Source organism: Pristimantibacillus sp. PTI5, assembly GCF_048572955.1.
Lineage (GTDB): Bacteria > Bacillota > Bacilli > Paenibacillales > Paenibacillaceae > Pristimantibacillus.
This window is the reverse complement of record NZ_CP183886.1, coordinates 7,034,687-7,061,095: the sequence shown is the minus strand read 5'-3', so window position 1 is coordinate 7,061,095 and position 26,409 is coordinate 7,034,687. Positions and strand designations below refer to the sequence as shown.

The following is a 26,409-nucleotide window of genomic DNA, read 5'->3' as shown; positions in this document are numbered from 1 at the left end:
CGTTAGTAAGGTCTCCGGCGGTCTGGCGGATTACGTTTGCTGCGTAGATAAACGAAAGCAACCCGGATGAGCATGATGACCGCAAAGATGGCCAGCAGATTAATCATAAGACCCAGTATATTTCCAAAAGCGCCCCAGCCGGCAAATAAGCTTCCGAACATCAAGCCCGCCAAGCCGCCGATCATTAAGCCCCTCATTAAACTGCCTCCGCTGAAAAAGCCGGGTTTTGTCGTGCCTGTTGCCGCGCCAGTTTTGGTCCCCGGATTGGTTTGTTTAACGTCATCTGTTCTTTTAGGGTTTTGCGTAACGCTTTGTTTTGGAGATTTAATTCCGCCGCGCGGTCTTGCATCGGCATACTGACTGAAGCCTAATGTAAAGAATAGCACGAATGCCATCATAACTAAGATTCCCTTTTTCATCTGTCTGTTCTCCTCCTGGTATCTTTGATATTTCCATTGTTATAGAAATATAATACGGCTAATGCAGACGAAGGTTTCGTTTGATCTTTAGGATTGGTCTAAATGTATGAAAGTATAAGCGACATATGCTAATATTTTAGGAAGAAGGATATGGCGTAACGCCATTTGAATACAAGTAAAGGAGGCTTTCATGCAATTATTTCCTAAAGCTTATATCGATTATTTGGTGGAATTCCATGCTTCGAGAGATTATTTCGAATGCCATGAGCTGCTTGAAGAATATTGGAAGGAGCATCCGGAAGATCCGCTCGCGCTGACATGGGTAGGCCTAATACAGCTCGCTGTCGGCCTATATCACGAACGGAGAGGCAACTGGAGAGGGGCGGAGAAGATGCTCGCGCAAGCGGAACGGAAGTTATCGCTGGCACCGCTCCTGCAGCTCGGCATCGAGAAGGATAACCTCCAAGAACAATTGAAACCGAGAATTGCCGCTTTGCAATCGGGCGAGGAAAGACCGTATACGGATATTAATTTTCACATTATTAATGTTGAGCTGGCTGCTATTTGCAAGCTGGCATGCGAGCTACGAGGATTAAAATGGGGAGCTCCAAGCCCGCTTGATAATGAAGCAGTCGTTCATAGGCATACGAAGAGAGACCGGTCAGAAGTTATTTTAGCGAGAAAAGCAGCGTTTGCCGCAAAAAAAAGAGAGCGTGAGGGGTTGTCTTAATACCCTTTACGCTCTCTTTTTATGGGCTATCCTTATTTGTAGGCACCGTCCACAAGTTCCAACTCTCCCGTTTCTGAATCAATAATTAATCCATGCACGAGGATTTCGGCTGGCAGCAGGGGATGGTTGCGAATAATGCTGACGCTGTTGATGACGCTGTCCCGGACATTATCGAAGCCAGTCAACCAGCGCATCAGATTGAGGCCGGAATGTTTTAACGTTGTAATCGTCTCGGTTGAAACTCCCCGTTCCTCCATATGCTGAATAATCAGCTCGGGATTGAGTCCCGTCATGCCGCAATTATTATGGCCGATTACAAATACTTCGTCGGCTTGCAGCTCATATAGAGCAACCAGGATACTTCTCATTATATTCCCGAAGGGCTGAGTAACGATAGCTCCTGCATTTTTAATTATTTTGGCGTCGCCGTTTTTGAGGTTCATGGCTTTAGGGAGCATTTCGGTCAATCTTGTATCCATACAGGTGACAATAACCATACGTTTATTCGGATATTTACTCGTTGAATATTTCTCATACTCGCGGTTTTCAACGAATTGCTGATTGTAGGATAAAATTTCATCTATTTTGTTCATACGGCACTTCCTTGGGTTAGAAAGCGAAGGTTCGTCGTATAAATTTGGTTGTCGCTTTTCAGATTAAAGGTGCCGCGTTCAGCATCGTAATCGACACGAAGCCGCGGTTCGTAATAAATCTCATGCCGAGGCTCATAATAGAATGGAAATGGATCGCCTTGGGCAAGCTTGTCGTCGACAGAGGGCTCGCTGATCAGCTGAAGGGCGGGAACGCCGCTGACGACACAACCGCAGCCCTCCGTATCATGAAGCAGCTTGAGCTGAGTGTTTCCGTCATTTAAATAGGGAGATATCCGATCGGTTGCAGCTTTCGAAAAAGTAATTTGCATGATGATTTCCTCTCTTTCTCTCTATTGCACTGTATGACTAGCGGGTTTAAGATGATTATAAGGATTGAAATAAGCAAGATCAAGTGAAGTTCCAATGAACGCTTTAGCAAAGAATCGGATTTGATTAAGAAAAGAGAAAGGTGGAAAAACAATGACAGCCAAACAAAACGAAGCTCTTCAAGGCTTTAAAGAAACGATTCGTAAAATAAAGAGCTATGAGGAAGCGCTTGGCGTCCTTTATTGGGATCTGCGGACAGGCGCACCGCGCAAGGGAATGGATAATCGTTCCGAGGTAATCGGGGCTTTGTCCGCAGACCAGTTTAAGCTTTCCACCTCGCCGGAGCTCGGGGATTTGATCTCCGCGCTGGAGGAGAAAACCGTGTTTTCGAATCTGACTGAAATCGACCAGCGCTTAATTTCCGAGACCCGGAAGGATTATGACCGCAGCGTCAAAATTCCGCCGAAGCTTTACCAAGAATACGTGGTCCTTGCCTCACAGTCCGAGTCGAAGTGGGAGGAAGCTAAAGAAAGCAATGATTATGCAGGCTTTCAGCCCTATCTGGAAAAGGTTATTGATTACACGAACCAATTTATAGATCTATGGGGACCTAAAGCGACTCGTTACGATACGCTTCTTGATCAATATGAGCCGGGAATGACGGTTGCAGAGCTGGATCAGGTTTTTGGCGGCTTACGCTCGCAGCTCGTACCGCTTGCTGCAGCAATCGCGAATTCTCCGCATCAGCCCGATACTTCCTTTCTTAAGCAAAACTATGATAAGTCGGCACAAAAAGCATTTAGCTTATACATATTAGAGCAAATGGGCTACAACTTCGAAGCGGGTAGACTGGATGAAAGCGCGCATCCGTTCGCAACTGGACTTAGCCCTGGCGACGTTCGCATTACCACGCGGTATTTGGAAAACGATGTAACCAGTGCCTTGTTCGGCACGATTCATGAGGGCGGCCATGCCCTATACGAACAAAATATTATGGAAGAGCTGATCGGAACGACCCTGTGCACGGGGACATCCATGGGCATTCATGAGTCGCAATCCCGTTTCTGGGAAAATGTAATCGGCCGCAGCAGGCCATTCTGGGACCGGTATTTCGGTGAGCTTCAAAAAAGGTTCCCTGGTCAGCTTGACGTTAGCGTTGATCATTTTTATCGCGGGAACAATGTCGTGCAGCCCTCGCTTATCCGAATTGAAGCCGATGAGCTTACTTATAATTTGCACATTATCATACGCTACGAGATGGAGAAGCTCATCTTCAACGGAGGAGCCAAAGCGGCAGACCTGCCGGCCATTTGGAATGATAAATATAAGGAGTATTTGGGCGTAACGCCGTCCAATGATGCCGAGGGCGTGCTCCAAGACGTACATTGGTCAGGCGGGGCGTTCGGTTACTTCCCTTCCTACTCCCTGGGCAATATGTATGCTGCACAAATCGCCGACACGATGGAGCGGGAGCTTGAGGGCTTCTGGACAAATGTCGGTGAAGGGAATTTACTGCCGATTAAGCAATGGCTGACTGAACGGATTTACAAATACGGCAAGCTTAGAACGCCTTCTGAACTTATTATGAGCGTGACGGGAAAACCGCTGGACCCGCAGCATTTAGTTACGTATTTAACGAATAAATACACAGACATCTACAAGCTTTAGCTCGAATCAGATCAGATGAAACGATAAGAAGGCTGTCCCACCGTCCAAGGACGATAGCGGACAGCCTTCTTTTTGATGTTCGCATTCACCGCCCATGACTCTTGCGCATACGTTGGAGTACATTTATAAACTCAAATGCGCAGGAGGGACTCGAAAATGAAAAGACGTATTTTATTGTCGCTGCTGCTATCGGTAGCACTCATAATGACTGCTGTTCTGGCAGGCTGCGGCAAAAATGATTCGGAGAAGGTCAAAGTCCGGATCGGGGAAGTAACGCGATCGTTATTTTATGCCCCGGAGTATGTAGCGGTAGCAAAGGGCTTCTTTGAGGAGGAGGGCCTCGATGTTGAGCTGACAACAACGCCGGGCGGCGACAAAACCATGACCGCTCTGCTGTCTAATGCCATCGATGTCGCACTGGTAGGCTCAGAAACGTCTATTTATGTTTATCAGCAAGGCACGGACGATCCGATCATCAACTTTGCTCAGCTAACGCAAACCGATGGCACTTTTCTTGTGTCGAGGGAAGCGGATGAAAGCTTCGACTGGAATTCATTAAAGGGCAGCGTATTCCTTGGCCAAAGAAAAGGGGGCATGCCGCAGATGGCAGGCGAATTCGCCTTGAAAAAATTGGGCATTGATCCGAAGGCCGATTTGGAGCTCATTCAAAATGTGGATTTTGCTAATATTCCGGCGGCTTTTGCGTCTGGCACCGGCGATTACGTGCAGCTATTCGAACCGACGGCTTCGATCTTTGAGAAGGAAGGCAAAGGCCATGTCGTGGCGTCTTTTGGCGCGGAGAGCGGCCATCTCCCATATACCGTATTCATGGCAAAGCAAAGCTACATCGATAAAAATAAAAAAACAGTGCAATCGTTCACGAATGCCGTCCATAAAGCCCAGCTTTGGGTTGAAAGCAACGATGCCGAAGCAATCGCCGATGTGGTTCTTCCATATTTCGAGAATGTCGACCGTGATATATTAATCAGCTCCATCGACCGTTACAAAAAGCAAGGCTCGTTTGCGACGGATCCGATCATCGACGAAACGGAGTGGAACAACCTGCTTGATGTCATTACGACGGCTGGAGAGCTTGAAAAACGGACGGAGCATAACGAGCTTGTCGATACGAGCTTTGCGGAGAAAGCAATCGAAGAGGTGAAATAATAAGCTTGCAAGGAATGGAGGCTTAGGCATGAGAAGTGAACCAGTGCTTGAGCTGCAGCAGTTATCCCATGTTTACGTGAATGAAAAGGGAGCCTCTCTTGCGGTAGAGCGTATCGAGTTGACGGTTGAACGCGGGGAGTTCATTAGCTTGGTCGGGCCGAGCGGCTGCGGCAAGACAACGGTGCTTAGCTTGCTCGCCGGTTTGTTTCCGCCCACGAAAGGTCAAGTTCTGCTAAACGGAGAGCGGGTCGTCGGCCCCTCCCCGAAAGTAGGTTATATGCTGCAGCAAGATTATTTGTTTCCATGGCGATCAATAAAAGAAAATGCCGCAATCGGATTGGAAATTAGCGGGCGGAAAACGGAGAAGTCGTTGCAGGCCGTTGAAAAGTTGTTATATGAGCTTGGTCTGCCTGACTCCAGCCAGAAATATCCGCATGAGCTCTCGGGCGGCATGCGCCAAAGAGTTGCGCTTGCAAGGACATTGGCGACGGAGCCCGAGGTGCTGTTGCTCGATGAACCATTTTCCGCGCTTGATTTGCATATCAAGCTTCAACTGGAGGATTTAGTCCATCAGACGCTGAAGCGTCTAGGCAAGACGGCGGTACTCGTAACACATGACTTGGCGGAAGCGGCTGCAATGAGCGACCGTGTCATCGTGCTGGGACGCAATCCCGGACATATCCGCCGCGAGGTCGTTATACCCGAGGACGTACGGCTTGCTTCGCCAATGGCAGCCCGCAAGCTGCCGGGCTTCCAAGAGCTGTTCGAGCGGTTATGGCTTGAGCTGGACAAGGAAGACAACGAAGGGGGAAAGCTAGGTGGATGATCCGAAAAAGCCGGACCTTCGGGCAGCAGCCGTGCCAAAAAGCGATGAATATATAGCTGTACAGGAAGGACGCCGTTTCTTGATGAGCGAGCTGCATGCCCGCTATAAAAGCCAAAAACGCCGGGTTACCGCTGCGGTTCTTGCGACCCAGGCGGTGCTGCTCTTGCTGTTCGTAGGCTTATGGGAAGCTGCAGGGCGCAATGATTGGATTGATCCGCTGCTTTTCAGTTATCCTTCGAAGATGCTTGCCCAGCTGTGGAAGACGATGGCTGACGGTTCAATTTGGCCGCATATCGGCATGACGGTGACCGAGACCGTAGTCGGCTTCTTGCTTGGAACGCTGCTTGGGACGGCAATTGCGGCTGCGTTATGGTGGTTTCCTTTTTTATCGCGTGTATTCGATCCCTATTTAGTTGTCTTAAACAGTATGCCGAAGGTAGCGCTTGGTCCGATCTTTATCGTCGGGCTGGGACCAGGCTTCATGTCGATAGTAGCCATTACTTTATCGGTCACGGTCATTATTACGACTTTAAATATATACAACCGTTTCCGAGAAATCGATTCCGGTTATATCAAGGTGGTCAGATTGCTTGGAGCTTCCCGACTACAATTGTTCAAGCTGGTCATACTGCCGGGTTCGTTTCCCGTGATTATTTCCACCTTGAAGGTTAACGTCGGTTTAGCATGGATTGGCGTGATCGTCGGCGAGTTCCTTGTTGCTAAGCTAGGCCTTGGTTACTTGATCATATATGGCTTTCAGGTCTTTAATTTCACGTTAGTGTTATCCAGTTTAATCGTAATTGCGGTCGTAGCGACCGTGATGTACCAGCTCGTCGCTGCGCTTGAAAGACGGTTGACGGCGGGTTGGCGTGAGCGGTAGGATGTAGGAATAAATCCTACGGTTCGCGAGGTTAATTCATGGGCATTCGTATCATTAAAACGGCGTTAGCCGCCATTGCAGCTATTTATACCGCTGTATATCTAGGTTTGGAGCCGCCGCTTGGCGCCGGGATTCTTGCCATTCTCGGCGTTGAAGTGACGCGGATGAAAGGACTTAAAAGCGCCTTCGTGCGGTTTGTCGCCTCGGTGCTTGGACTTTTTTTTGCATCGCTTATCTTTACCTTGTTCGGCTTTCGCATTTGGGCAGTTGCGGTATTTATTCTCATCACTTTTCCCGTATTGTCGCGATTTCAATTAAAAGACGGCATCGTCACGAGCTCGGTTATCGTCTTTCATTTGTTTAACCGGGCTGAAGTGACGACGGATATTATTGTCAATGAAATTATGCTGCTGTTTGCCGGCTTAGGCTGGGCAACGATCGTGAATATCATTTACATGCCGAAGGATGAGCATCAGCTGAGCTCTTACCGCTCATCGATTGAACAAAGCTTTGGCGTCATTTTTCAAGAAATGGCATTCACGCTTCGGAATCCAACGCATGTGTGGAACGGCGGCGAAATATTGGAGGCCTATAACGCGATTGAAGAGGGGGCGCAGCGCTCCGTCCGCAATCGCGAGAACAGGCTGTGGGGCCAGGGACATTATTGGTCCAGCTATTTCGAAATGAGGCGGCAGCAGCTCGAATCGGTGCAGCAGATGCTCGTCGAGCTCGCGTTCGTTTATCAGAAATTTCCGCAAGCCGCGATGATTGCCAATCTTCTTGAGGAGCTATCAAGCGATGTGAAATCAGATGTATATGAAGGGGCCGTTGAAGGACGGCTGAATGAGCTGTCGCAATTGTTTAAAGCGATGGAGCTTCCGAAAACAAGGGAAGAGTTTGAAGTGCGCGCATCGCTGCTCATGCTTATCCGAGAGCTGGAGCGGTATTTGAGCATAGCCAAGCGGCTTAAAAAAAGAAAAGTCATGTTGTCCGAACTTCAGCCATAGAATGTAAAGGGAAAAATTCGTTGCGAAGGCAAGCGTAAACGGCTGTGGCGACAATGGAGACACAGCTTTCGTTTCGCGTAGAAAAACAAGCGTAGTTATAGGAGAGAAGCCTATAATATCTTGATTTTCAAGCGTAAACGGCTGTGGCGACAATGGAGACACAGCTTTCGTTTCGCGTAGAAAAACAAGCGTAGTTATAGGAGAGAAGCCTATAATATCTTGATTTTCAAGCGTAAACGGCTGTGGCGAAAATGGAGACACAGCTTTCGTTTCGCGTAGAAAAACAAGCGTAATTATAGGAGAGAAGCCTATAATATCTTGATTTTCAAGCGTAAACGGCTGCGTTGACTGGTTTGGCGCAGTATACGTTTAGCTGAGAAATATAAGCATCGATATAAGTGCGAGACTTATGTATTCTTATATTTCAAGCGTGACGGCTAATTCCGGCCTCGATCGGCCTAGCAAACGTTACGTACAGATCTATATGGATGCCTATAAGTATAAAAACTTATATAATCTTATATTTCGAGAAAATAAACAGTCACCCTAGACGAATGTCCTGCATACACTTTAAATGAATGATTGTATGGAGGAGGTTAAATCAATGACTATTGCAGATAAGCAGCTCCAGTACAGAGAAATAATTACGAAGGCTGTCTGCGGCAAAGGTCGTAAGTTTTCCACTGTAACCCATACCGTAACGCCGCCTCATAATCCGACTAGTATTCTCGGAGCATGGATAATTAACCATCAATATGAAGCGGTTCGTTCGGGCGACGGCATTGAGGTAATTGGTACTTACGATATCAACATTTGGTATTCGTACAGCAAAAACTCGCAAACAGACGTAGCTAAGGAATCGGTGCATTACGTCGAGCATGTCAATCTTTCCTATGTAGACCCTAAGCATCGCCCGTCTACCGTGGAGGTGTCAGCCGATGTGATTCAAGAGCCGAACTGTATCGAAGCGAATATTTCTTCGAACGGTTCCGGTGTCGTGGTTCGCGTAGAGCGTGAGTTTTCGGTGGAGCTTGTTGCCGAGACTAAGGTTTGCGTAGCGGTTCTTCCAGGCGGTTGCGGCGACCTGGACGGCAAGGATTTGGAATTCAGCCTCGGCAATAGCGATTATGAGGATTTGGATCCGGATTTGCTGGACGACGAGCTGTAAGCAAGCCGGGAAGCTTTGCTGTCAAGGTATCATATGCTGCGCGAGCAGCAAATTCGAGGGCGAAAGCCCTCTTTTTTTTGGAAATATTTAAAGGTATGAAATCTCACGATTTCGGATCGCAAAAAAGGCGGGAAACGGGATGGCTTCGACGTGGATATGGCGGGGCAGCTACGATCGACTTGAAAAAATGACATCTAACAAAGAAAGACCGCTTATCGCAGGCGAACGCAGCGGTCAGCCGCTTTACGCCGAGCCTTGGACGGAAGTAAAAGCAGGAGACGCCGTTCTGGCATGGTCAGATGCGCGAGCGATCGATTGCAGCCGTTTTATCGGCGTATGGGTACTGAATGCGAATGGCCGTAAGGCTTCTCAGAAGTCCATTGACGAGAAGCAGAACTTATGGAAGCGTGCAGGCTTATGCGGCGGCGCCCCCCTGGAGAGCGAGCGGATTTATCGCGTAAGCGCCGTGGATTTAGAGCCGGTGGAGATGCTTCGCATCAATGCCGCCGGTAAAATCTTGCAAGGGAAGCCGCTGCTCCCCGAGGGAACCGGGGGGTGGCCGGAGGATCCGGCGCTGCGGAGAGTGGCGCGGACCGCGACGGCAGCGCTGTATGCGCTCGGCCTCGATATCGGCGAGGCCGAGGTCGCGCTAGGCGGGGACGGGCGCACTGCCGTCCTCGATGCTTGGCCGAAGCTGAGAGATACGAGGCTGGAGGCGGCAGCGCTGCGCCGATTCGCCGCGCGGCATGCCGCGGCGGGAGCGGGAATTGCGGATCGGCAGCTGCTAATCGGCGCCGATCCCGAGTTTGTGCTTGTGACGCAGGAAGGGAAGATCGCTTCGGCGTCGCGTTTTTTTGGGGCGGGCGTCGGCGGGGCAGCAGGAGCCGATGCCGTGCTCGTCGGGCGGCGGCTGCTTTATCCCGTCGCCGAGCTGCGGCCAGAGCCGGCCGCGGACCCGGCCGCGCTCGCCGCGAACCTGCGGCGGCTGCTGCAGCGCGCCGCCGACCGCATCAGCGACCCCGCCTTGCGCTGGGCCGCAGGAGCAATGCCCGTGCCGGGGCTGGCGCTCGGCGGGCACATCCACCTCAGCGGAGCGCCGCTTACGGGCCGCTTGCTCCGCTTGCTAGACAGCTTCGCGGCATTCCCGCTCGCGCTTGTAGAGGACCCCGCTGGGCGGGCACGGCGTCCCCGTTACGGCACGCTCGGGGACTTCCGCCAGCAGCCGCACGGCGGGTTCGAATACCGGACGCTGCCGAGCTGGCTGGTTTCGCCGGCAGCGGCCAAAGCGGCCTTCGCGCTGGTGCTGCTGTGCGCGCGCGAAGAACAAAATCTCGCCTACCTGCCGGCTCTGGAGGAGCGGTATATCGAAGCCTATTACACCGGCGACCGCTCCGAGCTGGCCGGCTGCCTGGATGGGCTGGCCGAGTCGATGTCGGCCACGGCAAGCTATGACGATCTGGCGCCTTACATCGAGCCGCTTCTCGAGGCAGCAAGACGCGGGACGACCTGGGATGAACGCGCCGACATACGCATCAAATGGCGGATGCCCATTTAGATATAATTGAATCTTTTTCCGGCGATGAGCAAGGTTGTCCGCGCATAGGCGAAGGCAATCTTGTTTTTTTAGGCTCGGAAAAGCCGGCCGTTGCTGGCCTTCTTCACTTCGCTTATAGCGCACATCTGTTCCGCTTGTTATAATGAATATCTGATGTTTACTGCTTGAGCGACAATGCTGCTTCACCGAAGCTCATGTGTTTAACGACATTAATTATTGAATTCCAATATACCATCACGCTGTTGACGTTTTTGAGGAGGTTCGGAATGGCTGGATATACGCCAATGATTTTGCAGTATCTTGCAATCAAAGAAGAAGCAAAGGACGCTTTTTTATTTTTTCGCCTTGGCGATTTTTACGAGATGTTTTTTGAGGATGCGATTGCGGCATCCCGCGAGCTTGAAATTACGCTGACGGGACGGGAAGGCGGCGGCGAGCAAAAAATTCCGATGTGCGGCGTGCCCTACCATTCCGCTGAGAATTATATAAGCCGGCTAGTCGATAAGGGCTATAAAGTTGCCATCTGCGAACAAGTAGAGGATCCTGCGGCGGCCAAAGGCGTTGTTCGCCGTGAAATCGTACGGATTATAACGCCTGGAACCGTCATGGAGTCGAAGGCGCTGGACGGCAATTCCAATAACTTCATTGCTGCAATCGTACAAGTTGGCAGCATGTTCGGATTGTCTGCCTGCGATTTATCGACAGGCGAGCTTTATGTTACTTCCTTTCCTGAGCATGTAGAAGCGCTTATCGATGAAATCAACGTTTATCAGCCTTCAGAGCTTGTGGGAGACCGGGGGCTGCTGGATCTTATTCAGGCTTCCGCGGCGTGGAACAAACAGCTGCTTCTGACAGCGCGCGAGCCGATGGCGGCGGACAAGCTGCTTGAACAGTTCGGCGAGGCTGAACTGGCTAAAATTTCGGGAGCCCGCCTGCAGGCCGTGAGCGTACTGACGGGATATTTGGACGAAACCCAAAAACGTTCGCTCGGGCATGTGCGTACTATCACGGGCTATGAGCCCAATCAATATATGATTTTGGATCATTATACAAGGAGAAACCTCGAGCTGACCGAAACGGTTCGCGACCGCAGCAAGAAGGGGTCGCTTTTATGGCTTCTTGACCGTACGCAGACCTCTATGGGCGCGCGGCTCCTGCGCCGCTGGATCGATAAGCCGCTGCTCAGCAGCGCGGCCGTTGAAGCGCGCTTGGATGCGGTAGAGACCTTGTATCTTAACCTTATTTTAAGAGACGATATCCGTTCGGAGCTGCAGCCTATTTACGATCTTGAACGGTTGGTCGGCAGAGTGGCATTCGGCAGCGCGAACGGCAGAGATCTGAATGCGCTGCGAAGCTCGCTGCGACGTATACCCCAGCTGACCGCTTTATGCGAGCAATCCGGCTCGGATGTGCTGAAGGCGCTTGTTGAAGGTACGGATGACTGCGCGGATCTCGCCGATCTGATCGAGACCGTGCTTGTTGATGAGCCGCCTGTAAACATCAAGGAGGGCGGACTTATTCGCGCGGGCTACGATGCCTACTTGGACCAATTGCGCGAAGCAAGCACGAACGGTAAGAAGTGGCTTGCAGAGCTGGAACGCCAAGAGCGTGAGGCGACAGGCATTAAAAACCTCAAAATCGGCTATAACCGTATTTTTGGCTATTACTTAGAGGTGTCCAAAGGGAATTTGGCGTCGCTTCCGGAAGGAAGATATGAGCGTAAGCAAACACTGGCCAATGCCGAGCGTTTCGTGACTCCGGAGCTCAAGGAAAAGGAAAGATTGATTCTTGAGGCTGAGGATAAAATGGTTGATTTGGAATACGAACGCTTTATCGAGCTGAGAGACCATTTATCGCTCCATCTGCATCGGCTTCAAAAGGCGGCCGCCATTATAGCGGAGCTTGACGTATACCAATCGTTAGCCACGGTTAGTGCCGAACGTCGTTTTTCCCGTCCTCAAGTGACCGAATCCTATGATTTGCGTATTGAGGAAGGGAAGCATCCCGTCGTAGAAGCGATGATGGACGGCGTGCCTTTTATTTCGAACGGAACGTCGCTTCGCAAGGACGAGCAGTGGATGCTTCTCATAACCGGTCCCAATATGGCCGGAAAAAGCACCTACATGCGCCAGGTGGCACTCATTTGCATCATGGCTCAAATGGGCTGCTTCGTCCCGGCAAAGTCGGCGGTCATTCCGCTTATCGACCGCATTTTCACGCGCATCGGCGCAGCGGACGATCTTATTGGCGGACAGAGCACTTTTATGGTCGAGATGAAGGATATTCAGATCATGACGGATCAGGCAACCGCAAACAGCTTAGTAATCATTGATGAGCTGGGCCGGGGAACCTCAACCGGTGAGGGGATGGCAATTGCCCAGGCGGTTATTGAGTATGTTCACCACCACATTGGCTGCAAGGCTCTCGTATCGACTCACTTCCATGAGCTTGCGCATCTCGAGGAATCCCTGCCGTCGCTTGCGAATGCGCGTATGGCGGTAGAAGAAAGCGGCGATAATGTAACATTTCTAAGAAAGCTAATTCCTGGCGCCGCAAGCACCAGCTACGGCATCTATTGCGCTCAATTAGCCGGCCTGCCGCAGTCGATCATCGGGAGAGCTTATGAGTTGCTTGATGAGACCCTGGCCGCAGACGCACCAAAAACGACAGCGAAGGCCATGACTTATTCTTCATCCGTTTTGACAGAGGAAAAGGCGCAGTTCCAGAGGGTTGCGGAATCGAATGAGATCGTACAGCTGTCCATCTTCGATGAGCCGGCCGCAGCAAGCGAGGCGGAGCCGTCCCGCAAGAAAGCGAGCCCGAAAGCGGAGCAGCTGGCTGAGCAATTACGCAAGCTGGATTTGTTTAACCTCACGCCGATGCAGGCGATGCAATGGCTGAATGATATGAAAAGCAAGTTGAACAATTAGCATAGCGAAAGGGGGAAACGTAACGTCATGGGAAAAATCAAAGTGCTGGACGAGCAGCTTGCCAACCAGATTGCGGCCGGCGAGGTGGTCGAGCGGCCGGCATCGGTCGTTAAGGAGCTAGTGGAAAATGCGGTCGATGCCGGCAGCACGACCATAGACATTTCGATTGAAGAGGGCGGCTTGACCCTCATTAAGGTAATCGATAACGGCTACGGCATCGAGGCCTCTGATATCGTTACGGCGTTTCAACGGCATGCTACGAGCAAAATCTCGACGAGCAGCGATCTCTTTCGCATTGCGAGCTTAGGCTTTCGGGGAGAGGCGCTGCCGAGTATCGCTGCGGTATCGCGCCTGCAGTGCACGTCATCCGATACCTCATCGGGACTGGCAAGGCGCATCGTAATCGAAGGCGGCAAGGTAGCAGTCGACGAACCCGCAAACGCGCCGCAGGGAACGGAAATGACAGTGAGAGATTTATTTTACAATACGCCGGCCCGCTTGAAATATATGAAGGCCATCCAAACGGAGCTTGGACATATTTCTGATTATATTAACCGGATCGCGCTTGCGCATCCCGGGATCGCTTTTACGTTTAAGCATAACGGCAATGTTCTCCTGCGCACCCTCGGATCAGGGGACCGGCTGCAGGTAATTGCAGCGGTCTATGGTTCTAATACGGCGAAGGTTATGCTGCCCATTGAAGCGGAAACCTCCGATTATGAACTGCGCGGCTATATCTCGAAGCCGGAGCTTACCCGGGCGAACCGGAACGGGATTACCGCTGTCGTAAACGGACGATATATCCGCAGCCATACGATTAATCAATCCTTGCTGCAGGCTTACCATACGCTTCTGCCAATCAACCGTTATCCGCTTGTCATTTTGGAGCTGGGGATGCATCCAAGCTTATTGGACGTTAACGTCCATCCTTCCAAGATGGAGGTCAGATTCAGTAAAGAGCCAGAGCTTCGTACGATGATTGAAGATGCCGTAAAAGCCGTGCTCGGTAAGCAACGTCATATTCCGGGTCCGGAATCAAGCATCAAGCCGGAGCGTTCCAAGCCGCTGTTCGTCCAGGATGCCATCTCTTTTCACCGGCCGGAACCGATTGCGGAAGCTTTTAAACCCTTTCAGCCAAGCCAGACGAATAAAGGCACATCTTCTTCGTATAAGCCGCCGGTCATTGAACGGGAATACGTACCCCGGAACGCTGCGGAAAAGCTTTATGCGCCGCCGGCACCGGTGGACGCGGAGAAAATGTCAGTCCGTGAGGCTTCCGGCGCTTGGGAGCAGGCTGCTCCTGCGGCTTCGGAATTGATATTGCTTGAACCAGATCAAAAAAATGAGCCTTTAGCAGGAGAAGCGCCACCTGCAGAGGCTGGAGCGAAAGCGGATAGTCCGTCCGAAGCCTCCCTATACGAAGCGCCTGTGGCCCAGCTGCCATCGGACGAAGACACGCCAAACGGCGAGCTTGCTTTCCCGGAGCTTTACTGGATCGGGCAGCATCACGGCACTTACATCGTGGCGCAATCCGAAGACGGCTTGTATCTTATTGACCAGCATGCCGCCCACGAGCGGATAAATTACGAATACTATTATCAGAAGTTTGGAAATCCGCAGGCCGCAAGCCAGCAGCTGCTTGTACCGTTAACGCTTGAGTTTACGACCGGAGAGGCTTCGCAGCTGCGGGAGCTGATTCCGTTATTCACCCAGGCGGGCGTTGAGCTCGAGCCCTTCGGCGCGCAAACGTTTCTCGTTCGGTCCTATCCGGAATGGATGCCGCAGGGGGAGGAGCAATCCTTGCTCGAGGAGATGGCGGAGCTGTTAATCGCTGAGCGGAAATCCATTGATATCGGCAAGCTTCGCGAGAAAGCTGCTATCATGTGCTCATGCAAAGCTTCGATCAAAGCGAATGATCGGATGAATCGCGAGGAGGGCGAGACCCTGCTGGCGAGACTTGCGAATTGCAAGCAGCCCTATACCTGCCCGCATGGACGTCCGATTATCGTGCATCTATCGACCTACCAGCTGGAGAAAATGTTCAAGCGGGTGATGTCGTGATTATTACAACGACAGCCAAGCCCTCAGCCCGCGCGCTAGAGCAAGCCGGCAGATTGTCGGCGGAACTCGCAAGCCCTCTTAAAGCACGCGGGAATTTGACGGTTACGAAGCTCTTAACGCTGAGCCAAGACAAGAAACTAATCGTCGTGACCGAAGAAGAAGTAAGGTATTACGACGGACAGGCCGAGACGCCGCTCTATTTTCATCCGAGCATGGCATTTGTACGGGTGAAACGGCTTCGACGGGGGGAAACGGATCCGCTGGTCCAGTTGTCAGGCTGCGAGGAAGGTGACCGCATCATTGATTGTACGGCTGGACTTGCCTCGGATTCGCTTGTATTTTCTTATGCCGCTGGGCCTGCGGGAAGTGTTACCGCAATCGAAAGCGAGCCCGTTTTATGCGCCCTCGTCCGGGAAGGATTGGCAGCCTATCAGACCAGTCTCGCGGATGTAAATGAGGCGATGAGACGAATCCATATGAAATGCATGAATCATTTGGATTATTTAAGGAGTTTACCCGATAATAGCGCGGATATCGTCTATTTCGATCCGATGTTCAGGCAGCCGATCAATGAATCGAGTTCGATGGAGCCTCTTCGCGCGATCGCGAATATGGACGCTTTAACCGATGATGTCATCGAGCAGGCAAAGCGTGTGGCCACGAAGACGGTAGTGCTTAAGGAGCATCAGGCAAGCGGGGAATTCGCGCGGCTTGGCTTCGAGCGCCGGCATGTAAACACATCGAAAATTGCATATGGAGTGATACAGCTTTGAGTGAGGATCTCAATATAGTAAAACAAGATAATACAGATTTACCGCAGCGCAAGCAGCCTCTATTAGTTTTGATAGGCCCTACAGCGGTAGGCAAAACGCGGATGAGCCTGGATATTGCCAAAGCCTGGAATTCGGAAATTATTTCCGGTGATTCGATGCAGGTCTATCGGGGTATGGATATTGGTACTGCCAAAATACCGTTGGATGAGCGTGAAGGGATTCCGCATCATCTCATCGATATTTGTGAGCCGGAAGTCCCTTATTCCGCAGCTGACTTCCAAGCGGGCGCAACACAAGCGATAGCGCAAATTGCCGAGCGTGGCAAGCTGCCTTTCATAGTAGGAGGGACAGGCCTGTACGTGGAATCCGTCTGCTATCAATTTCAGTTCGCGGAGATCGGATCGGATGAAGCTTTTAGGCAAGAACAAGAGCGTTATGCCGCCGAACACGGCGCTGAGGCGCTTCATGCGCGTCTGGCCGCTATCGATCCTCCCGCGGGAGAGAGACTGCATCCGAACGATCTAAGACGCGTCATACGCGCGCTTGAGGTATACCATATGACGGGACAAACGTTTTCCGAGCAGCAGGCAGGCCAAACGAAGGTGTCTCCCTATGAGCTTTGCATTATCGGTTTGACTCTGGACCGTGCGGAGTTGTATCGTAGAATAGAGCAGCGGGTAGATGAGATGATGCAGCAAGGATTAGTAGATGAGGTGAGGCAGCTACTGGATAGGGATTTGCCGCCTGCCGCAGTCGCGATGCAGGGTCTTGGCTATAAGGAAATCGCAGATTATCTGCGCGGAAATTGCACGCTGGAAGCTGCGGTAGAGCGACTCAAAAGAGATACGCGAAGGTTTGCCAAGCGTCAGCTCTCATGGTTTCGCCATATGAATGGCATTCATTGGATCGACATGGGGGAAAATTTTCACAACAATTTGCAAACCGTTCATGCTATAATAGCAGGAAAGTTTCAAGTTAATCTTGAATATACTTCTAATCAATCTTTTTAAGACGGGGGTAACGTCCAATGAACAAATCGATCAATATTCAAGATACGTTCCTGAATCAGCTTCGCAAAGACAACATACCGGTTACGGTTTTTTTAATGAATGGCTTTCAAATTCGGGGCGTTATTAAAGCGTTCGATAATTTCACGATTATTATTGACAGCGAAGGTCGCCAACAAATGGTTTATAAACACGCTATTTCGACGTTTACCCCGCAACGGAATGTTTCTCTTATGCAGCAGGAACATAACGGTTCCGATTCATAGGCTTCAGCAATTAGTGAAACTTTCTAATAATGAGTATCGTTTAACTAGATAGCGGCATGCAAGAGCAACCCGCTCCAAGCTGGGTTGCTCTTTTCATTTCGTGGCAAAGATAGAAAATAAGAATTATGGATCAACAGGAGGGGAGTCGGCTATGGCTGAACGACCGCGCACAAAGACTGCACCGAAACCAAAGAGGAAAAAAAGAATTTCGGGGCGTAAATGGTTTTATGGCTTATTCTTTACAGCGGTAATTGCAATCGTATGCGGCGTCATCGGCTATTTGCTCATTATTTTGAACGGTGAGCGAGTGTTGACCGAGAACGCAAACAAGCTGGTTTTTGGAGAAGCATCCATCATCTACGATGCGAATGACAAAGAGATTGCAAGATTGTCAGATCCTAATGAAAACCGTGAAATAGCGGAATTCTCGGAAATTCCGAAGCAGCTGCTTAATGCAATTGTGGCAACGGAGGATCAGCGCTTTTACGAGCATTCCGGGATTGATTTATTCGCAATCGGACGAGCTGTCGTTAAGGACGTTATCGCACGAAGCGCTGTGGAAGGCGCAAGCACCATTACGCAGCAATTAGCAAAAAACGTATTTTTAACGGCAGACAAAACGTTTTTCCGTAAAGCGACGGAGGCATCGATCGCAGTCGCGCTGGAGCAGCAGTATTCGAAGGACGAGATCCTGACGATGTATTTGAACCGTATCTTTTTCGGGAAAAGGGTACACGGCGTCAAGGAAGCCGCAAAATTTTATTTCGATACCGACCTTGATAAATTGGAGCTCTGGCAGATTGCAACGATTGCGGCTATGCCGAAAGCGCCTAACCGCTACAATCCGATCGCCCATCCGGAAGATTCGATGAACCGGAGAGCGGTTGTCCTGAAGCTCATGTTCGATCAAGGGTTTATTACGGCAGCAGAGATGGAGAAAGCGAAAGCGGTCGTATACGAAATTCCGGAAAACCATAACGAAAGCAACTCGGATAAATACCCTGCGTTCGTGGATTATGTGGTGGAAGAAGCAACGGAGGTTATGAACCTTTCGGAAGAGGAGCTTCGCATCGGCGGCTTTAAAATTTATACTACGCTAAACACGCAAGCTCAAGACGCGATGGATGCTCAGTTCAACGACGATGACAATTTCGAGAAGAGCAAGGATGAACAGCAGGTTGAAGGCGCGATGATTATTATCGATCACCGTGACGGCACAATACAAGCCATTTCCGGCGGGCGTGATTACGTGAAGAAAGGTTTGAATCGCGCTGAGGTAAAACGTCAGCCGGGTTCAGCCTTCAAACCGATCATTGCTTATGGGCCAGCGCTTGAATCAGGCAAATTTTATCCATGGACCACTCTTGCCAACGACAAGAAATGTTATGGAGACTATTGTCCGACTGACAGGTGGGGGGCGACCCCGGTCAGCATGACGCAGGCCATTAAGGACTCACGCAACTTGGCGGCCGTCTGGATGCTGAATCAGGTCGGCCTCAAGAAAGGTTTTGCTTTCTCTTCTAAGCTTGGGATTGAATTGGATGATCGGGACCGCAACTTATCAGCAGCTCTCGGCGGCTTAACCAACGGAGCAACGCCTATTCAGATGGCGACGGCATTCAGCGTATTCGCTAATGCCGGGAAGTCTGTTGATACGCACTCGATTCGCAAAATTGATGGGAAATCGAATAATTCTTATACCTACAAAGCGCCGGCTGCTAAGCAGTTGATGTCCGCCGAGACAGCCTATTATTTGACGGAAATGATGCAAACCGTCGTTCAAAGGGGCGGTACGGGAACGAAAGCAGCGATCGGCCGCCAGCTGGCAGGTAAAACGGGTACGACGCAGCACGGGATTAAAGGATTCACAGGCGACGGCGTAAAGGATGCATGGTTTGTTGGCTATACGCCGGAGTGGACAGCATCCGTATGGATGGGATACGATAGGACTGACTTGGATCACTACTTGAAGACGGGAAGCAGCCAAGCTGCGGCAATGTTCGCGAAGGTAATGAAGCCAGCCATGAAAAACGTACCGGAATCAAGCTTTAATAAACCGCAAGGCATTAAAGAAGATAAGCCGCCGGCAGCAATAACGAATTTTAATGCAGTATTCATTCCGGAAGAAATGCGGGTTCAATTGTCATGGGATCCGTTCCAGGACGGCGAAGTGACTTATCAGGTTTACCGTAAAGAAGCGTCAGAGAGTGAATATATCCGGTTCGTGGATTCATTGACCTCTACGGGGGTAAACGATATGAGCGCATTCCCGGGAATGACCTATGAATATTATGTCGTTGCCTATGATGCTGAAAATGATCAGGAAAGCGCGCCTTCCGCGAAAATCAAGGTTACCATACCGGAAACCGAAATTATTCCGGAAGTTCCGATGGAACCGGACCCCGTCGATCCGGATGGCGGCGAGATCACGCCTCCTCTCGAAGGGGACGGGGAGTCTCCTTCTCCAAGTCCGTCTGAAGATACGGAGCCGGAAGCGACGGTTGATCCTGGCAGCGGGAATGGAACAGGCGAACCTGTTCCAACGCCGACACCTACACCTACACCGGTACCTGACGACGGTCTAGGCGCGAACAACAGCACGAACGCTCTAGGAAACTCTGAAACCGGCGGCAATTCGCAAGAAACGGGTGGTTAGCAATGACGGAAAGAAGAACGGCACGAATCCTTTCTTTATTCATGCTTGCCGCGGTCATCATGCTTTTATCAGGCTGCGGCAAGAATGGGTCGGGAGTTATTGACGGGAGTACCGCACAAGCTTCCGCCAAGACGATGATTTGGGACAAAATGCCTGACATGCAAATTGATCTCGATAAATCGTATGTGGCCAAGTTTCAAACGACAAAAGGCGAATTTTCGGTGAAGCTGTTTGCGGATGAAGCACCGGTTACCGTAAATAATTTCGTTTTTCTTGCTCGGGAAGGTTTTTATGAGGGGCTCACCTTTCATAATATGATTGAGAACTTCATGATCCAAACCGGTGATCCGAAAGGAAATGGCACAGGCACACCCGGTTATTCCATCCCGGATGAGCTTAGCACGGAAATGAAATACGATGAGGGCATTGTAGCCATGGCAAATGCCAGTAAGCCTAATTCGGGCGGAAGCCAGTTTTTCATTTGCACGGGGCCCGATTCGGAAAACTTGAACCGGGAGCCTAATTATTCGATTTTCGGCAAGGTGGAAAGCGGTATGGAGGTCGTGCAAGCCATAGCGAAGACACCGATGAAAAATAACAAGCCGTCTGAGAAAATCATCATCAACTCGATCGAAATTGTAGAGAAATAAAAAGAATACCGCCTTCTAGGGCGGTATTCTTTTTATTTTCCGGCATAGAGCTTGGTTTATTTTGCCTGTCGGCTGGAGATGGACGTTAAGATATGGTAATCTTTTTTTATAGGTAAATAACAACTATCGTTGGTTGTAAGGCATACACTGTAAAATTAGAGCCGAGAAAAGCGCTGCAGGTTCCGTGCAAGCTTTTCCCAATTGAACGGAAAGGTACGTTCCGTATGAAGAGAAAATTTTCAGACCGCGCCAACTGGCGGCGTATCTTGCGCAAAAGCTATTCATGCCTTGCGCTTGACGGCGAGGAGTTTAAAGGACTCGTGACGTTTTACCGGATTCATGAATTGCGCGAGCCGTTATGGAAGGAATATAACGGACGGAAGCTGTGTTTGGCCGATCGCGGTTATTTGTGGATGCAGCATTTTCCTAGAGGCGAGCATTTTGTCGTCACAACGATGTTTGATGACAAGGGACGCGTCGTGCAATGGTATATCGATGTGTGCAAGACACAGGGCTTAACCGATCAGCAGGTGCCTTGGTTCGATGATCTCTACTTAGATGTCGTAGTGCTGCCTAGCGGAGAAGTATTCCTCATGGACGAGGATGAGCTGGAGGATGCGCTTAGACAAGGGGACGTCAACGGTAAGGATGTAGCATTGGCCCGCAAAACGGCAGGGAAATTGCTTTCAAGCATTCGAAATGGCCGTTTCCGGTATTTTACGCTCAGTCTGAAACATCGGAAAAGCTTACTTGAAAGAACTGGGGAATTAAGCGAATCATGAATACGGCTACGGGTAAAAGGAGCAGCTCACGCAAACGGTCTAGAAAAAGGCGTCCGTGGCTGCTCTTGTTTCGTGTTGTTGCCTGGGGAATATGTGCAGGCGTGTTTTGGTGCGGATATTTATTGTGGTTAATTAATGGCTACCAAGCAGATAAACCGCTTATCAAATCGGATGCGGGTATTATTCTTGGCGCCGCTTTATGGAATGATTTGCCAAGTCCGGCGTTAAAGGAACGGTTGGAATTCGCTTTGCGGCTGTATGAAGAGGGAACGGTGGACAAGCTGATTTTGTCAGGCGGTTTAGATGCGAACGGATCGACCAAAACGGAAGCAGAGGGCATGCGCGACTATCTGTTAAAAAAAGGTATATCGGCTGACAAGCTGTTGCTAGAAGAAAATTCAACAAGCACGTATGAGAACCTGGCTTTTAGCAAAAGGATAGCGGATCAGAACAAGGTGGGAAGTCTTCTTGTCATTACGCATGATTATCATGCTGCAAGAGCGAAGGAAATCGCCAAACAGCTTGATTATTCGCCGCTTCAGGTGGCTGCCACAAAATCGAAAGTGCTGAATCCCGTATACAATGAGTCGCGGGAAGTACTTGCATTCACTAAATGGAGGCTTGACTCGCTTCTACGCATGTTTGGATTTCCGTCTTCCGATTCGTCGCTGTAAATCTGCTAATATGCAGCTGCAAGGTAGAATAAACTTGTAGTGCGGTCAGCCGCAACAGCTTTCGATGCAAAGGATAGGTGATGCGACAGATGAGTGGACACGTCATATCGGGACCCGGAAATGGCTCCGCAAGGCCTTCCCGTCAAATTAATGTGGTCCTAAGAAGCCAAGAAACATTTCAGACAGGAGCATCAGCCCATGCGCTTGAAGCAGATCCGCTTCCTGCGGTAAAGCCGCTTCCCAGCGTGGATCATTATGCCGATATTCAAAAAGAACTCGAACCGATGATTGGCATGGAAAACGTGAAATCACTTATTTATGAAATATATGCGCTGCTTTATATTAGCCGAATGCGTTCGGAAGCAGGTTTATTTGGCGGCTCTCATGTGTATCATATGATTTTTAAGGGTAATCCCGGTACGGGAAAAACGACCATCGCGCGAATCGTAGCGAAGCTATTCCAGAAGATGGGCGTCCTTACAAAAGGACATTTAATCGAGGTGGAGCGCGCGGATCTTGTTGGCGAATACATCGGGCATACAGCGCAGAAGACGCGAGATCTTGTGCGTAAAGCAATAGGGGGCGTCCTTTTTGTGGATGAGGCCTACAGCCTTGCGCGCGGTGGAGAAAAGGATTTCGGTAAAGAAGCGATCGATACGCTCGTAAAAGCCATGGAGGACCACAAAAACCAATTCGTGCTTATTCTTGCCGGATATCCTGCCGAAATCGAGGATTTTTTGCTGACCAATCCAGGCCTTCCCTCACGCTTTCCGATCCAAATCGATTTTCCGGATTATTCGGTGGATCAATTGATTCAAATTAGCGAGCTGATGGCAAAGGACCGCGATTACATTTTGATGCCGCAGACCGTATTCAAATTAAGGCAGCATCTCATGCAGGAGAAGCTAAGCACGATGTTTTCGTTTAGCAATGCGCGGTATGTCCGGAACTCGATTGAGAAGGCGATTAGGTTTCAAGCCGTTCGTCTGCTTACGCATTATGCCAATTCGGTTCCCGCAAAGCAGGAATTAATGACGATCAGGCCAGAGGATTTGAAATGGGAAACGAAGCCAATATAATGCTGGAGCTTAGAAGGAGTATAAAATGAGCGAGAAAACATTCGATACGAATCCCAATATGATTGAGAAAGCGATTTTGATTAGTTTGGTTACTTCAAATGATAAGCGCAAAGGCGGCGACCCGGAAATGTCGCTTCAAGAGCTTGTGCAGCTAACCGAAACGGCAGGCGTCGAAGTGCTCACGACGATTACGCAGAACAAGGAATCTGTGGATTCCAAATGGTTTATCGGTAAGGGCAAGGTGCAAGAGGTTAAAGCTTTAGCCGATGAGCTGGGCGCTACGACCGCCATATTCGATCAGGAATTATCGGGTGCCCAGGTCCGCAATCTTGAAGAAGCGCTCGATTTGAAAATCGTCGATCGCACGCAGCTTATTCTAGATATTTTCGCCGGGAGAGCAAAAACCCGCGAAGGCATCATCCAAGTCGAACTTGCCCAGCTTAGCTACCTGCTCCCGCGTTTGTCCGGACAAAGCAAAAACCTTTCCAGACTAGGCGGAGGCATCGGTACCCGCGGCCCGGGCGAATCAAAGCTAGAGACGGATCGCAGGCATATCCGAGACCGGATTTTTGATCTGAAGACGGTGCTTGAAGAGGTTGTCCGCCACCGGAAGCTGCACCGTGAGCGCCGCAAAAAATCAGGAGTCACGCAGGTTGCCTTGGTTGGCTATACGAATGCAGGGAAGTCGACGCTGCTCCGCGAGCTGACGGATGCCGATGTTTATGTGGAGAATCAATTATTCGCTACACTTGACCCGACGTCCAGAACACTGGAGCTGCCAAACGGCAGAGAAATCGTGATCACCGACACGGTAGGCTTTATTCAAAACCTGCCAACGGATCTCATAGCTGCATTCCGCGCGACTTTAGAAGAAGTTTGCGAGGCTGACTTAGTGCTCCATGTCATTGACAGCAGCTCGCCAGTGCGCGATGAGCAAATTGCTGTTGTGAACAAAATTCTAGGCGATCTCGGTGCATCCGATAAGCCTTTTATTAAGGTCTACAATAAGAAAGACATGTGCATAAGCAACGGCACTTTAGCCGATCTGCCTATAACAAGCGGCGATAATCTAGTCATCAGCGCTTACGATGCAGATGACCTTGAGCTTCTGAAGCAAACGGTCCAGGATAAGCTGAGCGGGGATGTCGTGACCTTTAACGTTCCTGCTGAACGCGGTGACCTGATTGCGCTGGCCTATCGCAGCGGCGAGGTGATTAGCCAAGAAGTGACGGAAGAGTCGCTGCGGCTTACCGTTCAAGTCAGCAAGCAAGAGTATGAGCAGCATGGGCACCGTCTGAAGCAGTATATCGAATAATCGGTTACATAGGCTTATGAAGTAGTTTTACTTCGCAAAACTTAGGTCCATGCTTACGAAGTAGTTTTGCTTCGCAAAACTTTAAGGAGAAGATAAGAAATGAATAGGCAACATGATAATCAGAAGCTGTGGGAACATCTTGAGCAGGTCGCTGAGCAGTCCGAGCTGCTGGCTTCAGAAGCTTTCCGCAGCGTCGATAAAATAGCTGAACGTAATCAATGGAAGGTCATCGAGGCGTTTCAGCGCCATAAAGTGAGCGATTTTCATTTCACGGGATCAACAGGTTATGGCTATAATGACCGCGGACGTGAAATACTTGATCTTGTGTACGCGGATGTTATGGGAGCGGAGGCAGCAATCGTCAGGCCGCATTTCGTCTCGGGCACGCATACAATCAGCTGTGCGTTATTCGGTGTCCTTAGGCCAGGCGATGAGCTGCTGTATGTGACTGGAAGACCATACGATACGCTGCATAAGGTCATTGGCAAGCCTGGAGACGGGATGGGTTCATTGCAGGACTTTGGCATAACGTATTCGGAGGTGCCGCTTCTAGAGGATGGCGGTCTCGATTGGGATCGAATTTCGCTTGCGATTACGGAGAAAACTAAGGTCATCGGAATCCAGCGTTCACGCGGCTATGATTGGAGAGCTTCGTTTACCGTTACTGAAATCGAAGCTATCGTCAAGCGTGTCAAAGCATTGAAGCCTGACGTTATTGTTTTTGTGGATAATTGTTACGGGGAGTTCACTGAGCTGTTAGAGCCTACCCAAGTCGGGGTAGATCTAATGGCAGGATCCCTAATCAAAAATCCTGGCGGGGGCTTGGCTGAAACCGGCGGTTATATCGCCGGCAAAGCCTTTGCTGTCGAAGCTGCCTCCTTTCGATTGACAGCGCCCGGAATAGGCGGCGAAGTCGGCGCAATGCTAGGCACGCTCAGAAACATGTTTCAAGGTTTATTTTTGGCTCCCCACTTGGTTGGACAAGCTATTAAAGGAAGCGTGCTGGCAGCGGCCTTGTTCGAGGAACTTGGTTTTGAAACAAAACCGAGATGGAACGAACCGCGGACCGATCTTATCCAAGCCGTTCGTTTTGGGCAAGCCGAGCATTTAATTGCGTTTGTTCAAGGAATACAGCAGGCGGCTGCCGTCGATTCTCATGTCGTTCCCGAGCCTTGGGATATGCCTGGTTACGAGAATGCTGTCATAATGGCGGCAGGAACGTTCATTCAAGGGGGCAGTCTTGAGCTTTCAGCAGATGCTCCAATTCGTGAACCTTACATTGCATACATGCAGGGCGGCCTTACCTACGCTCATGCTAAATATGGTATTCTGACTGCGCTTTATCGACTTGTGGACAGTGGTTTAATTGTGATTAAACCTTACATAACTTGACACATTTGCGTAGGAACGGTTAGAATGAACATATTAATGAACGACTGGAAGGTTGATGCGACATGGCTGATGATATTCGCAGAAATATGGCCTTATTTCCAATCGGCATCGTAATGAAGCTGACGGATTTAACGGCCCGCCAAATCCGGTATTACGAACAGCATGAATTGATCGTCCCTGCAAGAACTGCAGGAAACCAGCGGTTATTTTCGTTTAATGACGTAGAACGGCTTTTGGAAATTAAATCATTGATTGAGAAGGGCGTTAACATCGCCGGTATTAAACAAGTGATGAATCCGGTATCGAAGGAGTCGGATGACGCAACGATCGTAAGCGAGCAATCGGAAGTAAAGCGGCGTGAGCTATCCGATCAGCAGCTGCATCGTTTGCTTAAACAGCAATTGCTCGAGAAAAGACCGGGTCAGGCATCGCTAATTCAAGGACAATTGACTCGTTTCTTAAATAAGCGCTAGTTGGACTATTT

The 26,409-nt window shown here is 50.1% G+C and carries 24 protein-coding genes; 21 read left to right on the top strand and 3 right to left on the bottom strand.

Annotated elements, in window-relative coordinates:
* Positions 1–2: 2 nt before the first annotated feature.
* Positions 3–419: a hypothetical protein gene (locus ACN6MW_RS31460; RefSeq protein ID WP_419873629.1), complete on the bottom strand. Its 417-nt coding sequence runs from the start codon at positions 417–419 to the stop codon at positions 3–5.
* Between the two features lie 190 nt (positions 420–609).
* Between ACN6MW_RS31460 and ACN6MW_RS31455 the strand changes: the two genes are divergently transcribed.
* Positions 610–1,149 carry a DUF309 domain-containing protein gene (locus ACN6MW_RS31455; protein ID WP_419873628.1) on the top strand — a complete coding sequence of 180 codons (540 nt, stop codon included), beginning with the start codon at positions 610–612 and terminating at the stop codon, positions 1,147–1,149.
* Between the two features lie 32 nt (positions 1,150–1,181).
* Here the strand turns inward: ACN6MW_RS31455 and ACN6MW_RS31450 are convergent, their stop codons facing one another.
* Together ACN6MW_RS31450 and ACN6MW_RS31445 are read right to left on the bottom strand one after the other, a co-directional pair.
* On the bottom strand, positions 1,182–1,742 hold the full coding sequence (locus ACN6MW_RS31450) for a beta-class carbonic anhydrase (protein WP_364148628.1): 561 nt from the start codon (positions 1,740–1,742) through the stop codon (positions 1,182–1,184).
* A complete protein-coding gene (locus ACN6MW_RS31445; RefSeq protein ID WP_419873627.1) occupies positions 1,739–2,071 on the bottom strand; it encodes an iron-sulfur cluster biosynthesis family protein in 333 nt (110 codons plus the stop codon). Before ACN6MW_RS31445 ends, ACN6MW_RS31450 begins: the two co-directional genes overlap by 4 nt.
* 151 nt (positions 2,072–2,222) lie before the next feature.
* On the opposite strand from ACN6MW_RS31445, the gene ACN6MW_RS31440 reads away from it, so the two are divergent.
* The 20 genes from ACN6MW_RS31440 (at position 2,223) to ACN6MW_RS31345 (ending at position 26,398) form a co-directional block, all read left to right on the top strand.
* Positions 2,223–3,737: a carboxypeptidase M32 gene (locus ACN6MW_RS31440; RefSeq protein WP_419873626.1), complete on the top strand. Its 1,515-nt coding sequence runs from the start codon at positions 2,223–2,225 to the stop codon at positions 3,735–3,737.
* A 156-nt stretch (positions 3,738–3,893) separates the two neighbouring features.
* On the top strand, positions 3,894–4,904 hold the full coding sequence (locus ACN6MW_RS31435) for an ABC transporter substrate-binding protein (RefSeq protein ID WP_419873625.1): 1,011 nt from the start codon (positions 3,894–3,896) through the stop codon (positions 4,902–4,904).
* Between the two features lie 28 nt (positions 4,905–4,932).
* On the top strand, positions 4,933–5,730 hold the full coding sequence (locus ACN6MW_RS31430; RefSeq protein ID WP_419873624.1) for an ABC transporter ATP-binding protein: 798 nt from the start codon (positions 4,933–4,935) through the stop codon (positions 5,728–5,730).
* Between the two features lie 82 nt (positions 5,731–5,812).
* Positions 5,813–6,610 carry an ABC transporter permease gene (locus tag ACN6MW_RS31425; protein ID WP_419876505.1) on the top strand — a complete coding sequence of 266 codons (798 nt, stop codon included), beginning with the start codon at positions 5,813–5,815 and terminating at the stop codon, positions 6,608–6,610.
* A 38-nt stretch (positions 6,611–6,648) separates the two neighbouring features.
* Positions 6,649–7,617 carry an aromatic acid exporter family protein gene (locus ACN6MW_RS31420; RefSeq protein ID WP_419873623.1) on the top strand — a complete coding sequence of 323 codons (969 nt, stop codon included), beginning with the start codon at positions 6,649–6,651 and terminating at the stop codon, positions 7,615–7,617.
* Between the two features lie 604 nt (positions 7,618–8,221).
* Positions 8,222–8,785, top strand: a complete 564-nt coding sequence (locus tag ACN6MW_RS31415) for an outer spore coat protein CotE (RefSeq protein ID WP_364148620.1) — start codon at positions 8,222–8,224, stop codon at positions 8,783–8,785.
* 139 nt (positions 8,786–8,924) lie between these two features.
* Positions 8,925–10,340, top strand: a complete 1,416-nt coding sequence (locus ACN6MW_RS31410) for a putative amidoligase domain-containing protein (RefSeq protein WP_419873622.1) — start codon at positions 8,925–8,927, stop codon at positions 10,338–10,340.
* Between the two features lie 266 nt (positions 10,341–10,606).
* A complete protein-coding gene (gene mutS, locus ACN6MW_RS31405; protein ID WP_419873621.1) occupies positions 10,607–13,270 on the top strand; it encodes a DNA mismatch repair protein MutS in 2,664 nt (887 codons plus the stop codon).
* A 27-nt stretch (positions 13,271–13,297) separates the two neighbouring features.
* Entirely contained in the window at positions 13,298–15,331 is a 2,034-nt protein-coding gene (gene mutL / locus ACN6MW_RS31400; RefSeq protein ID WP_419873620.1) for a DNA mismatch repair endonuclease MutL, read from the top strand.
* Positions 15,328–16,104 carry a class I SAM-dependent methyltransferase gene (locus ACN6MW_RS31395; RefSeq protein ID WP_419873619.1) on the top strand — a complete coding sequence of 259 codons (777 nt, stop codon included), beginning with the start codon at positions 15,328–15,330 and terminating at the stop codon, positions 16,102–16,104. Before mutL ends, ACN6MW_RS31395 begins: the two co-directional genes overlap by 4 nt.
* A gap of 101 nt (positions 16,105–16,205) precedes the next feature.
* A complete protein-coding gene (gene miaA / locus ACN6MW_RS31390) occupies positions 16,206–17,114 on the top strand; it encodes a tRNA (adenosine(37)-N6)-dimethylallyltransferase MiaA (protein ID WP_419876504.1) in 909 nt (302 codons plus the stop codon).
* 17 nt (positions 17,115–17,131) lie between these two features.
* Complete coding sequence (gene hfq, locus ACN6MW_RS31385; RefSeq protein WP_419873618.1) at positions 17,132–17,377, top strand: RNA chaperone Hfq; 246 nt, start codon at positions 17,132–17,134, stop codon at positions 17,375–17,377.
* 151 nt (positions 17,378–17,528) lie between these two features.
* The gene (locus ACN6MW_RS31380; RefSeq protein WP_419873617.1) at positions 17,529–20,033 is read left to right on the top strand and encodes a PBP1A family penicillin-binding protein; all 2,505 of its coding nucleotides are present in this window, start codon (positions 17,529–17,531) and stop codon (positions 20,031–20,033) included.
* Between the two features lie 2 nt (positions 20,034–20,035).
* Positions 20,036–20,683, top strand: a complete 648-nt coding sequence (locus ACN6MW_RS31375) for a peptidylprolyl isomerase (RefSeq protein ID WP_419873616.1) — start codon at positions 20,036–20,038, stop codon at positions 20,681–20,683.
* A gap of 224 nt (positions 20,684–20,907) precedes the next feature.
* Entirely contained in the window at positions 20,908–21,465 is a 558-nt protein-coding gene (locus tag ACN6MW_RS31370; protein ID WP_364148613.1) for a DUF402 domain-containing protein, read from the top strand.
* On the top strand, positions 21,462–22,139 hold the full coding sequence (locus ACN6MW_RS31365) for a YdcF family protein (protein ID WP_419873615.1): 678 nt from the start codon (positions 21,462–21,464) through the stop codon (positions 22,137–22,139). Before ACN6MW_RS31370 ends, ACN6MW_RS31365 begins: the two co-directional genes overlap by 4 nt.
* An 89-nt stretch (positions 22,140–22,228) precedes the next feature.
* A complete protein-coding gene (locus ACN6MW_RS31360) occupies positions 22,229–23,218 on the top strand; it encodes an AAA family ATPase (protein WP_419873614.1) in 990 nt (329 codons plus the stop codon).
* Positions 23,219–23,243: 25 nt separating this feature from the next.
* Positions 23,244–24,533: a GTPase HflX gene (gene hflX, locus ACN6MW_RS31355; protein WP_364148608.1), complete on the top strand. Its 1,290-nt coding sequence runs from the start codon at positions 23,244–23,246 to the stop codon at positions 24,531–24,533.
* A 99-nt stretch (positions 24,534–24,632) separates the two neighbouring features.
* Positions 24,633–25,925, top strand: a complete 1,293-nt coding sequence (locus ACN6MW_RS31350; protein WP_419873613.1) for an aminotransferase class I/II-fold pyridoxal phosphate-dependent enzyme — start codon at positions 24,633–24,635, stop codon at positions 25,923–25,925.
* A gap of 62 nt (positions 25,926–25,987) precedes the next feature.
* Entirely contained in the window at positions 25,988–26,398 is a 411-nt protein-coding gene (locus ACN6MW_RS31345; protein WP_053376247.1) for a MerR family transcriptional regulator, read from the top strand.
* Positions 26,399–26,409: the final 11 nt, after the last annotated feature.

What these genes read in the sequence shown, in the direction of transcription:
- ACN6MW_RS31460 (WP_419873629.1), bottom strand. Translation starts at nt 419, where the DNA reads ATGAAAAAGGGAATCTTAGTTATGATGGCATTCGTGCTATTCTTTACA.
- ACN6MW_RS31455 (WP_419873628.1), top strand. Translation starts at nt 610, where the DNA reads ATGCAATTATTTCCTAAAGCTTATATCGATTATTTGGTGGAATTCCAT.
- ACN6MW_RS31450 (WP_364148628.1), bottom strand. Translation starts at nt 1,742, where the DNA reads ATGAACAAAATAGATGAAATTTTATCCTACAATCAGCAATTCGTTGAA.
- ACN6MW_RS31445 (WP_419873627.1), bottom strand. Translation starts at nt 2,071, where the DNA reads ATGCAAATTACTTTTTCGAAAGCTGCAACCGATCGGATATCTCCCTAT.
- ACN6MW_RS31440 (WP_419873626.1), top strand. Translation starts at nt 2,223, where the DNA reads ATGACAGCCAAACAAAACGAAGCTCTTCAAGGCTTTAAAGAAACGATT.
- ACN6MW_RS31435 (WP_419873625.1), top strand. Translation starts at nt 3,894, where the DNA reads ATGAAAAGACGTATTTTATTGTCGCTGCTGCTATCGGTAGCACTCATA.
- ACN6MW_RS31430 (WP_419873624.1), top strand. Translation starts at nt 4,933, where the DNA reads ATGAGAAGTGAACCAGTGCTTGAGCTGCAGCAGTTATCCCATGTTTAC.
- ACN6MW_RS31425 (WP_419876505.1), top strand. Translation starts at nt 5,813, where the DNA reads ATGAGCGAGCTGCATGCCCGCTATAAAAGCCAAAAACGCCGGGTTACC.
- ACN6MW_RS31420 (WP_419873623.1), top strand. Translation starts at nt 6,649, where the DNA reads ATGGGCATTCGTATCATTAAAACGGCGTTAGCCGCCATTGCAGCTATT.
- ACN6MW_RS31415 (WP_364148620.1), top strand. Translation starts at nt 8,222, where the DNA reads ATGACTATTGCAGATAAGCAGCTCCAGTACAGAGAAATAATTACGAAG.
- ACN6MW_RS31410 (WP_419873622.1), top strand. Translation starts at nt 8,925, where the DNA reads ATGGCTTCGACGTGGATATGGCGGGGCAGCTACGATCGACTTGAAAAA.
- mutS (WP_419873621.1), top strand. Translation starts at nt 10,607, where the DNA reads ATGGCTGGATATACGCCAATGATTTTGCAGTATCTTGCAATCAAAGAA.
- mutL (WP_419873620.1), top strand. Translation starts at nt 13,298, where the DNA reads ATGGGAAAAATCAAAGTGCTGGACGAGCAGCTTGCCAACCAGATTGCG.
- miaA (WP_419876504.1), top strand. Translation starts at nt 16,206, where the DNA reads ATGAGCCTGGATATTGCCAAAGCCTGGAATTCGGAAATTATTTCCGGT.
- hfq (WP_419873618.1), top strand. Translation starts at nt 17,132, where the DNA reads ATGAACAAATCGATCAATATTCAAGATACGTTCCTGAATCAGCTTCGC.
- ACN6MW_RS31380 (WP_419873617.1), top strand. Translation starts at nt 17,529, where the DNA reads ATGGCTGAACGACCGCGCACAAAGACTGCACCGAAACCAAAGAGGAAA.
- ACN6MW_RS31375 (WP_419873616.1), top strand. Translation starts at nt 20,036, where the DNA reads ATGACGGAAAGAAGAACGGCACGAATCCTTTCTTTATTCATGCTTGCC.
- ACN6MW_RS31370 (WP_364148613.1), top strand. Translation starts at nt 20,908, where the DNA reads ATGAAGAGAAAATTTTCAGACCGCGCCAACTGGCGGCGTATCTTGCGC.
- ACN6MW_RS31365 (WP_419873615.1), top strand. Translation starts at nt 21,462, where the DNA reads ATGAATACGGCTACGGGTAAAAGGAGCAGCTCACGCAAACGGTCTAGA.
- ACN6MW_RS31360 (WP_419873614.1), top strand. Translation starts at nt 22,229, where the DNA reads ATGAGTGGACACGTCATATCGGGACCCGGAAATGGCTCCGCAAGGCCT.
- hflX (WP_364148608.1), top strand. Translation starts at nt 23,244, where the DNA reads ATGAGCGAGAAAACATTCGATACGAATCCCAATATGATTGAGAAAGCG.
- ACN6MW_RS31350 (WP_419873613.1), top strand. Translation starts at nt 24,633, where the DNA reads ATGAATAGGCAACATGATAATCAGAAGCTGTGGGAACATCTTGAGCAG.
- ACN6MW_RS31345 (WP_053376247.1), top strand. Translation starts at nt 25,988, where the DNA reads ATGGCTGATGATATTCGCAGAAATATGGCCTTATTTCCAATCGGCATC.